Annotated in this window: 9 protein-coding genes and 1 pseudogene; 1 reads left to right on the forward strand and 9 read right to left on the reverse strand. The window is 72.4% G+C overall.

The genetic code is table 11. The annotated features are described in order from the left end of the window. The 8 genes and pseudogenes from HF577_RS32980 to HF577_RS33015 form a co-directional block, all read right to left on the reverse strand. Positions 1 to 1,573: pseudogene (locus HF577_RS32980) on the reverse strand (hypothetical protein); the annotation flags it as partial. After that, entirely contained in the window at positions 1,570 to 1,953 is a 384-nt protein-coding gene (locus HF577_RS32985; RefSeq protein ID WP_169399917.1) for a type VII secretion protein EccB, read from the reverse strand. The gene HF577_RS32985 and the pseudogene HF577_RS32980, both read right to left, overlap by 4 nt. 8 nt (positions 1,954 to 1,961) lie before the next feature. Next, positions 1,962 to 3,353, reverse strand: coding sequence for a type VII secretion integral membrane protein EccD (eccD, locus tag HF577_RS32990; RefSeq protein ID WP_169399918.1), 1,392 nt, complete (start codon positions 3,351 to 3,353; stop codon positions 1,962 to 1,964). 115 nt (positions 3,354 to 3,468) lie between these two features. Continuing rightward, positions 3,469 to 7,476: a type VII secretion protein EccCa gene (gene eccCa / locus HF577_RS32995; RefSeq protein ID WP_169399919.1), complete on the reverse strand. Its 4,008-nt coding sequence runs from the start codon at positions 7,474 to 7,476 to the stop codon at positions 3,469 to 3,471. A 22-nt stretch (positions 7,477 to 7,498) separates the two neighbouring features. Beyond that, positions 7,499 to 10,633, reverse strand: coding sequence for a hypothetical protein (locus HF577_RS33000; RefSeq protein ID WP_169399920.1), 3,135 nt, complete (start codon positions 10,631 to 10,633; stop codon positions 7,499 to 7,501). A gap of 173 nt (positions 10,634 to 10,806) precedes the next feature. After that, on the reverse strand, positions 10,807 to 11,406 hold the full coding sequence (locus HF577_RS33005) for a hypothetical protein (protein ID WP_169399921.1): 600 nt from the start codon (positions 11,404 to 11,406) through the stop codon (positions 10,807 to 10,809). 101 nt (positions 11,407 to 11,507) lie between these two features. Further along, the gene (locus tag HF577_RS33010) at positions 11,508 to 11,798 is read right to left on the reverse strand and encodes a WXG100 family type VII secretion target (protein ID WP_169399922.1); all 291 of its coding nucleotides are present in this window, start codon (positions 11,796 to 11,798) and stop codon (positions 11,508 to 11,510) included. 43 nt (positions 11,799 to 11,841) lie between these two features. Continuing rightward, positions 11,842 to 12,207 carry a WXG100 family type VII secretion target gene (locus HF577_RS33015; RefSeq protein WP_169399923.1) on the reverse strand — a complete coding sequence of 122 codons (366 nt, stop codon included), beginning with the start codon at positions 12,205 to 12,207 and terminating at the stop codon, positions 11,842 to 11,844. A 648-nt stretch (positions 12,208 to 12,855) separates the two neighbouring features. Here HF577_RS33015 and HF577_RS39460 point away from each other — a divergent pair. Further along, a complete protein-coding gene (locus HF577_RS39460; RefSeq protein WP_281359925.1) occupies positions 12,856 to 12,978 on the forward strand; it encodes a hypothetical protein in 123 nt (40 codons plus the stop codon). A gap of 88 nt (positions 12,979 to 13,066) precedes the next feature. On the opposite strand, the gene HF577_RS33020 is transcribed toward HF577_RS39460, so the two are convergent. Beyond that, the coding region (locus HF577_RS33020) for an RICIN domain-containing protein (RefSeq protein ID WP_211175221.1) at positions 13,067 to 13,550 on the reverse strand (484 nt) is incomplete at its 5' end.

Raw genomic sequence — 13,550 nt, forward strand, 5'->3', positions numbered from 1 at the left:
TGGACGGGCTCGTGGGCACTGTGGCGGGTGGGACGGTTGGCATCGCGGTCGTCGGCGGGGCCGCCGGCACCTCGGTGGGGGCCACGCTCACGACGCCGGACACGGCGGGACCGGGATCCACGGGTGCGGGGTCGGCTGCGTGCCCGCTGCCGCGGGGCACGGCGTGGCCGCCGCTCCGGATGCCGCCATCGGCGCTCTCCCCCGACTCCGGCACCGCGACCGGCTCGGCGTCGATGACCGCGACGGCGGCCTCCGCGACCCCCGGCCTCGGCACCGCCGGGAGGTCCAGCGGGCCTCGCCGGACGCCCCCAGCCGGGCGGTGGTCGGCCACGAGCGCGGTGGCCGGGACGATCGCGCCGGCCTGCCGCACAGCAGGCTCGAGACGCTGCAGGACGTCGGTCGCCAGGTCTCGCATCCGCGTGGCCATCGCGGCGGTCGCGTCCTCGAACGTGACGTAGGTGGCGAGGGGGTCGGCCGGGACGGCCCGCACGTCGTCGGTCTGCTGCCCGACGGTCGGAGGGCGGACCAGCAGACCCGAGGGCACCACCTCGATCACCGCGTCCGGGGCGTACCAGTAGACCGCCGGCGCCGAACCCGCGGTCAGCCCCGGCAGCGGCGCCCGGTGGCTGCGCACCCGCGGTCCCCGGGCGGCCTCGCCCGCCGGAACCGGGGTGAAGGTCAGCTCCCGGGCGAACGGCTTCCAGGCCGGATGGCCGTCCCGGCTCACGACGTGCACGTCCGGCCGGCGCTCGTTGCCCAGCGGAAGGCCCGTGTAGAAGGTGACGGGCTCGCCGAGCAGGTCGGCCAGCATCTGGCCGATCGTCGTCCCGCTCGGCGCCGCCATCGGCCCGTACTGCGCGAACCGGATCAGCTCCCGCAGCTCGGCGGGCAGCCGGTGCCAGAGCCGCGCCACGTCGTCGACGCTGACGGTCGGGCCGCCGGGACTGCCGAGCACGACGGTCATGACCTCGCGCTGCTGCGGCATCTGGTGGATCAGCCGGTTGCGGTGCATCCACAGGTGCTGCTCGGCGACGGCCGGACGCACCCACACACCTGCGGGGAGCGGCTCGGCCACACCGCGCGCACTGGTGGGGAACGCGTCGCCCGTCGCGGGGCCGTCCCAGGACGGCGACGGGAACCGCTTCGAGTGCCAGACGGCCATCCGGCCCGGCTGGAACCGAACCCATCCGGTGCCCGGGCCGGAGTGCACGAACAGGGCTCCCCCCGCACTCGGCACCAGGAGCCCGTCGGGGGCGATGACGGTGCGGCCGAGCCGCTCGGCGAGCCACTGCCCGGCCAGTGCGGTGGTCTCGCGGGTCCGGCCGCCGATCACGAGGCGGATGCCGCGCCGGCGGCGCGGCAGTTCGGCGGCCACCGCCTCCCAGACCGGGATGGGTGCCTCCGCCGGGAGGTCGACGATCACCAGATCGTGGTCCGGGTCGGCGGCCACGCCCAGCGCGAGTGCCTGCGACTCCCGGGAGATGCCCTCGGCCGGGTGCACCACCAGCGCGTTGCCGATGGTGAGGCTGCCCAGGTCGACCGCGGGGACGGTCTTGAAGCGACGGCGGATCACGGTGTCACCGTTTTCGTCTCGCGGGGAGCACCGGCCACGGCGTGGGTGGTGGGCGGAGCCTGCAGGCGGCCACCGTTGTGCGCCGTCGACGGCGGCGACTGCGGCCGCTCCTGCTCGCCTGCGGTCGACGGCGGCGGGGCAGGCTGCTGGACGGACTGCTGCACGGACTGCCGCACGGCGTTGGCCTGCTGGTAAGCGATCAGGCCGTAGAGGAAGAAGCCGATCGTGATGAGCACTGCGATCACGACCCCGGCGATGAAGCCGACCCAGGCTCGCCGCGCCGGGGTCTCGGCGGGGGTCGGATCCCCGAGCACGAGCGCGGAGGAGATCCGCGCCACGTGGAACGCGTAGGCGTCGACGTGGTCCTTCTGCGTCTGCATGGCTCAGCTCACCCGAACAGTCCCTGCGCCCACGCGTAGACGCCGAAGAGTTGCAGGACGACGGGCACGAGTGCCGCGGCGCTGACCCATTCGAGCCCGTTCGCCACGTGCCCCCAGATGGGCAGCATGCGCCGGGTCGGCGGGCGGACCATCGCGAACATCATGGCGGTGGCCACGCCCGCCAGACCGATCACCACCGCAGCCCGGGCCGACGGCAGCTCCACGAGCAGGGCGGACATCACTCTCATCAGCCCGAGCCCGCCCGCAGTGACCAGCGGCACCCGCTGCCACGCGGTCATGGCGGTGCGGGCCCGCAGCAGGAACACGGCGCAGACCAGCGCTGCCAGCACCATGGGGAACGGCTCTCCGTTGGCCAGCAGGGTGAGCGCGCCGAACACCACGACCGAGGCCGCCACCACGGCGCTCGTGAGGCAGCCTTCGGCCAGGCTGGCCTGCCGTTCCATGAGGTCGGCCTGGATCGGGTCCAGGTCGCGTTGCAGCTCCTCGGCGTTCCACGGCAGCTGCGGTGCTCGCAGCCCTGCCACCCGGACCGCGGTGCGTGGGGCCACCACCAGGACGAGGACGAGGACGACCGCGACCAGGCCGGAAGCCGCAACGGCGTCCGGGGCGACCGCGGGACCCGCCCACAACGCGACGGCCGCGAGCAGTCCGGTGCCGGCCACGGCGGTGAACGGGGCGAACGGGATGTCCGGTGCCCATGCGACCCGGGCCAGGAGCATGAACCCGCCGGCCGCGGCTACCGCGACCGCGGCGGCGAGCAGCGTGCCCCCGCCCAATGCGGCCGCACCCGGCCCGCCGGCCGTCGCGATCGCCGTCCCGAGCCCGGCGAAGCCGCATCCGGCCATGCCGAGCAGCAGGGTCGCCCCCCGGTCCCCGCTCCGCGCCGAGGTCAGTACCGCCAGGACCACAGCGACGGCCGCCCCGATCAGCGCGGCGTACGCGGGGAAGCGGCGATCGCCGGGGAGCAGCAGCACCTCGGCGAGGGACAGCAGGACGGCGATCGAGAGGCCGAGGAACAGGCCCCGGTTGAACTCCGGCCGCCACCGGCCCGGCCGCTTGTTGACCATGGTGGCCAGCCCGTCGGCGACGTCGTCGAACGCCAGCTCGGGCAGCGGGTCGGCCGCCGGGCGCAGGTGGAACACCTCGCCCTCCCGCCACTCGAGCGTCTCGGGGGTACCGGTCGGGTCCAGCGGGGCAGCTCCGAGCCGCTGCAGCACCCACTCGTGCGGCGCCGCGGACGCCCCGTCCCCGCCGGTGTGCGTCAGCAGCACGGGGAGCAGGTGGGCCACCGGGACCGTCAACGGAACGGCCAGGTCGGCCCGGCCGGCCGGTCCGAACACGCTGATCCGGCACAGTTCAGCGGGCTGTGCGCTCGTCATACCCGTCCCGTTCCCATTCCCGTTCTCGTCCCTGCTGCCCGGACCCTGCGGGGCGTCGTTCGGGTCCGTCTTCCCCGCGGGCCGCCGGGCGGGTGCCCGGCGCCGCGGCACCGCGTCACCGGCGCGCCCCCGTCAGCTCGGCCCCGGGCCCGACGGGTTCGACGAACCCGGTCTGGATGAGACTCACCGAGCGGCGCGTGACCAGCTGTGCCCGGCCGGGCGGGAGCGTCCGCGGGGGCGCCTCGCCGAGGAACTTGCCCTCCTCCTTGGGGTAGGAGAACAGGACGCCGGGTGTGCCGAGCTCCCACATGCGGCGCACCACCGGGTCGCCCAGGGCCCGCATCGCTCCCGACGTGCTGCGCGCGATGACGAGGTGCAGCCCGATGTGGACGCTCTGCGCCACGAGCGGCAGTAACGGCTCCAGCGGCGACGAGTACCCCATGCCGAACAGCTCGTAGTCGTCGACCACGAGGAACAGCTGCGGGCCCTGCCACCAGTCGCGGCGGCGCAGCCGCTCCATCGTGATGCTCTGGTCGGGGACGCGCGGGGAGAATGAGACCACGGCCTGGTTGGCCAGCTCCTGGAGCCCGTCGCCGGTGATGGCGTAGCCGGCCTGGTAGTCGGCCGGGACGTCGGCCTCCAGCTGACGGCTCACGTCGGCGAGGACGATCTTGGCCTGGCTCGGGTGGTAGCGGGACACCACCGACTTGAGCACGTGCCGCAGCATGTTCGTCTTGCCGGTCTCGTTGTCGCCGAAGACCAGCAGGTGCGGCGAGACCCCGAAGTCGTGCCAGACCGGCTGCAGGCGCTGCTCGTCCAGCCCGAGGCAGACCTGGATCTCCCCGTGCGGGGCCGGCAGCCCCGACACCGGCAGGACGTGGGGCAGCAGCCGCACCGTCGGCGCGCGCCGTCCCGGCCAGAACGTCTGCACCTCCTCCGCGACGGCCCTGGTGGCCGACGCCAGGTCCTCGGTGTTCGAGCTGCCGTCCATCCGGGGCAGCGCGGCCAGGAAGTGCAGCGCGCGGGGCGTCATGCCGCGACCGGGCTGGTTCGGCACCGTCGACGCCTTGCGCGAGCCGACCTCCGACTCCATCGGGTCGCCGAGGCGCAGCTCGAACCGGGTGCCCAGCAGGTCGCGCAGCCACGGCCGGATCTCCGACCACCGGGTGGAGGCGATCACGACGTGCAGGCCGAAGGTGAGGCCGCGCGAGGCGATCTCGCCGATCTTCTGCTCGAGCTCGGGGTAGTCGGCCTTGATGCTGTACCAGCCGTCGATCAGCAGGAAGACGTCGCCGTACGGGTCGTTGACCTGACCGGCGGCGCGCATGGCCCGATAGGCGGCGACGGACTCGACGCCGCGCTCGGCGAAGGTCTTCTCCCGCCACTCCATCAGCTGGAGCAGCTCCTCGATCGTGCGGACGACGCGGTCGCGTTCCAGCCGGGTCGCCACCGACCCCACGTGCGGCAGGCCGCTGATCGACATGATCCCGCCGCCACCGAAGTCGAGGCCGTAGAACTGCACCTCGTCCGGGGTGTGGGTGAGGGCCAGCGCCAGGACCAGCGTGCGCAGCAGCGTCGACTTGCCCGACTGGGGTCCGCCGACGACGGCGACGTGCCCGTCAGCGCCGGAGACGTCGGCGACGAGAAGCTCGCGCATCTGCTCGTACGGGCGGTCGACCATGCCGACGGGCACCCGCAGCCGGCCGCGCTCGGCTGGGTCGTCGACCGTCATGCCGCGAACAGGGTCGGGCAGGACGCTCGGCAGCAGGGAGTCCAGGCTGGGCGACTCGGCGAGCGGGGGCAGCCACACCTGGCGGGCGGCCGGGCCGGAGCCGGCGAGCCGCTCGATGAACGCCTCCGCGAGCGACGTCTCCGCCGGCGCGGCCGGGAGCAGGTCGGCGCCCTCGGCCGCGGGCTCCGGGACCTGGGCCTCGGCCTGCTCCATGACCAGCTCGCGCAGGTTCGGCCGGGCGTCGGTGACGAACGGCACGACCGTCCGGCTCACCTGGGCCTGCTCCGCGACACTGCCCGGGTCGGCGCCGGACGCCGGTACCGGGCCCGACACGTAGGCGGCCTTGAACCGCACGAGCGTGGACGTGTCGATCTTGATGAAGCCGTTGCCGGGCTCGGGGGGCAGCTCGTACGCACTGGCCACGCCGATGACGCTGCGCGACTCCATGGAGGAGAACGTGCGCAGGGCGATCCGGTAGGACAGGTGCCCCTCCACCCGGTGGATGCGCCCCTCGTCGAGTCGCTGCGAGGCGAGCAGCAGGTGCACGCCGAGGCTGCGGCCGAGCCGACCGATCGAGATGAACAGCTCGATGAACTCGGGCTTGTTCGCCAGCAGCTCGCTGAACTCGTCGACGACGAGCAGCAGTGACGGCATCGGCGCCAGCTGCTCGCCGGCGAGACGGGCCCGCTCGTACTCGAACAGCGAGGGGTAGCCGCTGCGGCGCAGCTGCTCCTGGCGGCGGGTCATCTCACCGTTGAGCGAGTCCTGCATGCGGTCGACCAGGGGCAGCTCATCGGCCAGGTTCGTGATCGTCGCCGACGTGTGCGGCAGGGCGTCCATCCCGAGGAAGGTCGCGCCACCCTTGAAGTCGACCAGGACGAAGTTGAGGATCTCCGACGAGTGCGTGGCCGCGAGCCCGAGCACGAGCGTGCGCAGCAGCTCGCTCTTGCCGGAACCGGTGGCGCCGATGAGCAGCCCGTGCGGGCCCATCCCGCCCTGCGCCGACTCCTTGAGGTCGAGCTCGACCACCTCGCCCTCGCCCGTGACGCCGATCGGCACCGAGAGCCGCGCGCGTTGCGCCAGCCGGGGCCGCCACTGCGCGGCCACGTCGAACGTGTGGACGTCGCGGATGCCGAGGAGAGCGGTGAGCCCGAAGTCGCTCTTCAGCGGCTCCTCGTCCAGCTCGACGGTGCCGCTGGTGCGCTGGGGTGCCAGCAGCCGGGCGAGGGTGTCCACCTCGACGAGGCTCAGGCTGTCGCGGTCCGCCACCCCGGTGGCGTCCCCGGCGGGGTACTCGATCCGCTCCGGCTCCACCGTCAGCCGCAGCACCTTGGGACCGCCGGGCAGCGCGCCGGATGCGTCGAGCAGCACCACGTTGCGCAGACCCGCGCCGAGCAGCCGCGACGACTCCGGGACGTTCGCCCGGTGCGCCACGATCACGACGAACGGCTCGGTCGTGGTCGGGACGACATTGCGCTCGTGGTCTCCGCGGTCGGTGACCTCGGGCCCGAGCAGGTCCATCAGCGTGTCGTGGTCGTCGGCGAGCAGGCGCACCGGACCGGCCGCGTCGCGCAGGGTCGGGTGGGCGTTGTGCGGGAGCCACTTCACCCAGTCCCATTCGGGGCGGGACGCCTCCGTGGTCAGCACGGCGATCCGCAGCTCGTCGGGCGAGTGGAACGTCACGAGCTGCGCGAGCATTGCCCGGAGGAGCCCCGGAACGGCGTCCGGGTCCCCGGCGAACTCCACGCTCGTGAACCGGCGCAGGCCGACCGCGACGGGCGTGCCCGTCACCGTCTCGTAAGTGGTGCTGAACCGGCGGAGCGAGATGGCCGAGAGCGGTTCGAGGTCCTCGATCGGCTTGGTCGACGGCGGGACGAGCTGCAGCGCCGCGCGTTGCGTGCCCAGCCCGATGCGCACTCGCCCGAAGTCGTCGTGGCTCGACCGCCGCTCCCACAGCCGTGGTCCCATCGCCGTCGACCACAGCGACGAGGGCGCGGGGTTGTTCCACAACGTCGCCCGGCGCTGGTCGTCCCCCACCGACCTCGTCTGACGGCGCATCTGGGCGATGTAGCGCAGATAGTCGCGGCGCTCGCCCCGCATCTTTCGCTTGCGGTCGCCCGACGCCCGGCCCAGCTGGCTCAGGCTCATCGCCACCATCGAGGCGCCCATGCCGCCACCGATGAGATAGGTGAACGTGGCGTTGCCGGCGACCCCGGAGAAGGAGATCACCAGGATCAGCGACCCGATGCCCATCGGGAGCATCCCCATCAGCGACCCGATGTCCCGGGCGGCCGCCTCGGCCAGCACCGGCGGCTCCTGCAGCTCGATCTGCTGATCCGGTACCTCGGGCCCGGGCTCCCGCGGACCGCGACGCGTGATGACCGTGCTCATCGCCGTACCACCCATCGATCGGTCATCCCAGGTCACCGAGCCCGCCACGGCCGCCGCCCCACGCGGAGCGGTCCTGGTTCAGCAGGTCGGCCATCGTCCGGGGTGCCTCGTCGTCCTCGTCGTCATCGGCACTCGCGTCGTCCCCCTCCACCGGTTCGGGCTCCGGCGACGGAGGCGCACCGGAACACGTGGGGACCCAGTCGGGGTCGCCCGGCATCGGCGTCACCCGCGGCGGCGCGAACCACGCGCTGACCGGTTCGGGTTCCGTGACCGTGCGGCGGGGTTCTCCGTCCGACTCCTCGGCAGGCGTCGCAGCCGGCAGCGTCATCGGCAGGAACGCCGCGAAACCTGCCGGGGCGGACGTCGCGGCGTCGACGGGCTGCAGGAGCTGGGGGAGGAAGTCGGTGACCCCGGTGTTCCACGCCGCGGTGTTCTCCACGGCGGCCCCCGGCCGCACCACGTCGACGCGGAGCACACCGGGATCGGCAGCGGCACCGGCGTCGCCGTCGTCCGCGACGGCACCGTCGGGGGTGGCCCCGTCGGTGGCGGGCCTCCCGGAACCGGCGGCGACAGGCACGGCGGACCCCGCGGCCGTCGCCGTCCCGGTGGCCTGGGTCGACGCCGCCCGGGTCGGCGCAGCCGGCGTCGACGGCGCCGGTGCGCTCAGCGCGGCCGCGTCCTGCGGGACCGGTAGGACGGCCCCGACCGCCCGGCTGGCATCGGCGGGGCTGACACCGGCGGGGACGTCCGGGCTTCCACCCGATCCGCTCACCGGACCGTCGATCGGCGCGATGTCGGCCGCCCAGGCCGCCGGAGCCGTCGCCGGCTCGGGAAGCGGCACCGGGCCCGGTGCCGGTTGCGCTGCAGGTTGGGGATCGCTCCAGGCGGCGGCGTTCGCGAACGGGTACGAGGCGTCCGCCCCGCCCGCGGTCGCCGCGCCGGCGGGTTCCAGGTCAGGAGAGCCCGGCGGCATCGACGCCACCGACGCGACGTGGGACCCGCCGGTCCCGGCCGCGGCGGGCGGCGCCGTCACCGGGGCAGGCGCAGCGCCGCCCCCGGACGGGTCACCCACGCCGGCGGGCGGATCGCCGTCCCACGGGGCGGCCCCGCCGTCCAGCAACCCGGACGCGTCCGAGGGATCCATCGCGCCACCGTCACCGGTGCCCATGGCACCCGGCGGGGGTGAGCCCATCGGCGGACCCCACGGGCCGCCCTCGGCGAGATCCCCGGGAGGAGCACCGACCGACGGCGGCTCGAGCGACCCCAAGCCGCTCGCACCGGTGTCCGAGAACGGATCACCCAGACCGGCCGGGGCCGGACCGCCATCCCACGGCTCAACCCCACCATCGAGCAGACTCGACGCGTCGGACGCGTCCTGCACCCCACCGGCGGGATCAACACCTGCCCCCGGAACACCGCCCGGCGGGATACCCGCACCACCAGGCGGACCGAACGCCAACGGTCCCCCCGCCCCGGAGGCCTCCGGACCACCCTCGGCCAGATCCCCGGGAGGCGCACCCACCGACGGCGGCTCGAGCGACCCCAAGCCGCTCGCACCGGTGTCCGAGAACGGATCAGCCAGGCCGGCCGGCGGGTTGCCCACCCACGGCGCGTCGCCGCCGTCGAGGAGGCTCGAGGCGTCGGAGGCGTCCTGCGCTCCGCCGCCGGGATCGGCGCTCGCCCCTGGCATGCCGCCCGGGGGGATGCCCCCACCGCTGCCGAGACCCCCCGGAACACCGCCCAGGGCGCCGCCTTGGGTGTCGTCGCCCGACTGCAGGCCGGCGGGGAGGTCCGTCGGCGTCAGGGCACCCGGGTCGAGCGCACCGCCCAGCGCATTCGGATCGCTCAGGCCGGGCGGGGGATCCGTCAGCAGCGCACCCGGGTCGAGCGGACCGCCCAGCGGGTTCGGATCGCTCAGGCCGGGCGGGGGGTCGATCAGCAGCGCACCCGGGTCGAGCGGACCGCCGATTTCGGGGCCGTTGAGGCCGTCCGGGACCTGCGGCCCGGAGTTCGACTGGTCGTTCGGCCCGTTCTGATCCTTCCCGGTGCCCGGCGGCGGCGGTATCGACAGGGGCGGAAAGCCGCTGAGGCCACCGAGGCCCGGGGCGTTCGAATTGGGATCGGTGAGACCCCCGTCCGTCAGATCGGGGGCGCCCACATCCGGACCGCTCAGGTCCGGACCGCTCAGGTCCGGGCCATTCAGGTCCGGATCGTTCAAACCCCCCTCCGTCAGATCGGGGGCGCCCACATCCGGACCGTTCAGGTCCGAGTCGAACGGATCGCCACCCGGCGGCGGAGTGGCCAGCAAGGAGTTCAAGTCGGGCGGTGGCGGCAGATCCGAACCCGGCGGCGGGACGTCGGACGGCGGTGGCAGATCCGAACCCGGCGGCGGCGGGACGTCGGGCGGCGGCGGCGGATCCGAACCCGGCGGCGGCGGGAGGTCGGACGGCGTCTTGTCATCCCCGTTCGGGCCGGTCAGGCCCGACGTGTCCGGAGGCGTGTACGCGTCGATCGTGATCCGGTAATTGCTGGCGAGCTGTTGGCCCACCTTGCGCATCGCGTCCGTCATCGCCGTCGCCGCTTCGTGGATGTCGGCGATGTGCGCCTGCCCGTTCCCGAGCTGGTGGCCGGCCGCGATCACTTTGGCCGCATACCATGCGTCGATCTCATGCAGAGCCTGCTGTGCCCACTGCAGATACGCGCCGTTGTTGTACAGCTGCACCGGCACGTTGTTGGCGCCCCCGGAGCCGCCGGCGATCTGGGCCGCGCGCGCTTTCACGTTCAGCGCCATCGCGGTCATCATCGTGAAGAACTTGTCCGCCGCCTCGCCCTTCCAGGGCCCGTTCTCCCCGGCCAGCGCCGCGGTCTGCAGCCGGATGCTGTCGGCCACCTGCTCCAGGAGCTTCTGAGCGTTGTAGAACTTCTGGCCGGCGTCGAAGAGAGTCTGCGGACTGACGAGTCCCGCCGCCTGCTCGGCGCCGCCGCTACCGGGAACGATAGCCGCGCCACCGACGATGGCGGCCATGATCTGCTTCCACGTCCAGCCGGTGAAGTCGGCGGAGAGGTCGCTCGTCGCCGTGCTCGGATTGGCGAAGACGCCATCGCCTGTCTTGACGAAGCCGTCGGTGTTCTCGGGATCGTCGCTGTTCGAGGCCACAACCACTCACTTCTCGAGGAGACCGGCCTGCGGACGGCGCCCGGGCGCGCCGCATCCACGGAAAAGATGGCAGGAAAGGGTTCGCGACGGCGTCAGGTTGGCACCGTCACTGCCGGTCGCATCACTACTGACACTACGACGAGGGAGTCTCGGTACTCCCACTCCCGCTGCCGCTAGCTGCCACTGCCGGTACCGATGACCGCATTGACCCTTCCAGCAGCGATCGCCATGTAGTTGGCGTAGTCACCCGCACTGATCTTGTTCAGATCCTCGGCCTTGTCGTACTTCGACGCCATCAACCGCAGCGCGTCATGCACATCCACGAGCGCATTGACGAGGTTGTTCAGCACCGTGTACGAAGCGTCCCGCAACCCCGTCTCACCGGTGTTGATGGACTTCGACAACTCCAATGCGGCCGGGAAGACCCCGGGCTTGATGTTGACACCCTGCAACGCGTTCGCCGAGTCCCGCAACGGCTGGATGAGAGCGTCGATGTTCGACGCGTACGTCTGCATCGCCTTTGTATTGATCGTCGTCACCCCCTTGCCAGGAGTGTCCGCCCCACCCGGCACCGGCGGCGGCGGTGCCAGCTTCGGGTCCTGCCACGGCGGACTCGTCGTAGGGCCAGGCTTCGGCTGGCCGCCCGTATAAGTCCACCCGGAACCCGACGACCCGTCCCCCGGCACGGGAGGCGGAATCCCCTGCGGGGATCTCGCCCCCGGGTGGTCGACGCCGACCGCGGTCGGCGGCTTGTCGCGGTCGTCAAGGGTCACGTTCCAGCTCCATGATCATTGTGTGACGGACGGAATCACTCACCGCCGGCGGCGTGGAGCGCCGGACGTCGACCGACGCTCCACGTCACGCTTCTACCGGCTCAGGAGAAGGTCTGCGCGACGAGGCTCTCCGTGCGCTTGTAGACGTCGCCGATGCCCGCCAGAGCCTGGTGCGCCATGGTCAGGCTCACCGGCAGCTGGTCCGCCTCAGCCATGGCACTGTTGAAGGTCGAGATGTAATGGTCCTGCGCGTCACCGGTCCAGGTGGAGAGCGTCTTGCGCACCTCCTGGTCCATGTCGGTCAGGGCCTTCTTGATCTGCCTGGCCTGGTCCTCGGCCTGGGAGACCGCTGCGTCCAGTTGGGTGAAGGCGACGGAGTACTGGCTGCTCATTGTTCGGTCCTCTCGGATCTGAAGTCGGTCTACGCTGCGACGATCAGAAACCCCTGAGGCCAGGCCGCACAGTGTGCGCCTGCGCGGCCTGGGCGGTCAGTTTCTGCCTCAGCTGCGTGGCGTCGTCCACCGTCGCCCCGTGCGCGCGGTCGTAGTCCGCCGCCGACTTGTTCACGAAGCCGGCCAGGGTGTTCAGCATCTTCGCGATGTCACCGGTCTGCTGGTAGAACTCGTTCATCGCCCCAGCGAAGCCTTTGGCGGACTCTCCGGTCCAGGTTCTCATCAGAGAGTCGATGTTCTGCTGCACACCGGTACCGATGGAGGCGACGTTGGTGGCCCCGCTCTCGATCAGATTCGCGCCGTTGCGCATCGCGGCGGTATCTACGTTCACTGGGTCGTGCGTTGCCATCCCGAACCCTCCTGATCGATGTCTTTCGCCCGCCCATCGGATGGAAGCCGGGCGGCGTTACTCGCCGTTCCCGCAGCCGCCGCATCGCATGAGTAAACGCGAAGGCGACAACGAGATGTCCAGCCGATGAACAATCGGTCTTTCAGACCTCCGGCAGCGTCCTGCCCACTCCAGGACCGGACACCGACGTCCGTTCCGGCGAGAACCATAGATCACCCCAGAACGGTCGCCAAACCCAGGGCTCGCGCCGGATATGCCGGGATCCGGACTCGCAACTTCCAGCGCGCCGCAAAGCCCGGAAGGCACACTGGAGAAACGGTCATACCGGCGCAAACCGAATGGAAGATCCACAGGGTAATCAGGGGATGACCCACGCCGAGCGCGACGCAATAGGCGCAACGAGCGAGTAGGACGCCTGGTCAGAGCCCGGCCGGCCGTCCACACAGGCCTTTCGCCCATATTGGCAGAATCGGACACATCGGAACGCTCCTGCAGTTCGGCGCAGGGAAACGATCTCTTGCCGGTTCGTCGCACCCCACCGGGGCACCAGCGCGTCCGGCGCGTCCGCAGTCAGAGCCTCACCGGTGGTCTCGCTGCGGCCGGCCCGCCTTCGAGCTGCCGTCCTGGGGCCCCCGCGCTGTCTACCTCGTGCAGACTCTGGGCTACCTCGCCGGCAACAACGTCTCCACGTCGACGTCGCTGTTCGCGCTGCTCGTGGGCTGCCCGACGGGGCGGCCGCGGTCCCGCTGGTCGGCAAGCTCTCCGAGGTGAAGCTGGCCCCCCGCGGTAGCGCTCGCACGAGCCCGCCGCCGGGCCGGGGCCCCCGTCATCGAGCATGCCTAGCCGGATCCCAGCAGTCTCAGCCCTTCGACCACTTCTGCGGGTCGGTACCGTTGCACGGCTGGATCACCAGCAGGCCCGACTGCACGGTGACGCACTTGTCGGCCGTCGGGTTGACGAGGTCGTGAGCGGCGTTGAGCGTGAACTGCTGGGCCCAGCCGCCGTTGCACCGGGCGACCTGGATCGTGGTGCCGTTCGCGGTGTTGGCGCCGGCGAGGTCCATGCAGAGCCCCACCGAGCGGATCGTCCCGCCGGTGAAGGTCCACCGCTGGCTCGCGGCGCTCCCGCAGCCGCCGAGCCGCAGGGGCGTGCCGTCCTTCCCCGCCGTCGCGTCGATGCAGCCGGCCGACGTGTGGCTCGAGATCAGGCTGCCGGACGGCGCGGGCGGCGGAGGGGCCGCCGTCCGGGGCGGCGCGGCGGGAGGAGGTGCCGCGGTGTGCGGCTGCGCAGGGGGCAGCGTGTGGGACTGCGCCGGGAGCGACTGCGGAGGCGGAGCCAACGGC

Origin of the sequence: Pseudonocardia xinjiangensis, from assembly GCF_012911925.1 — a bacterium.
Classification (GTDB): domain Bacteria; phylum Actinomycetota; class Actinomycetes; order Mycobacteriales; family Pseudonocardiaceae; genus Pseudonocardia; species Pseudonocardia xinjiangensis.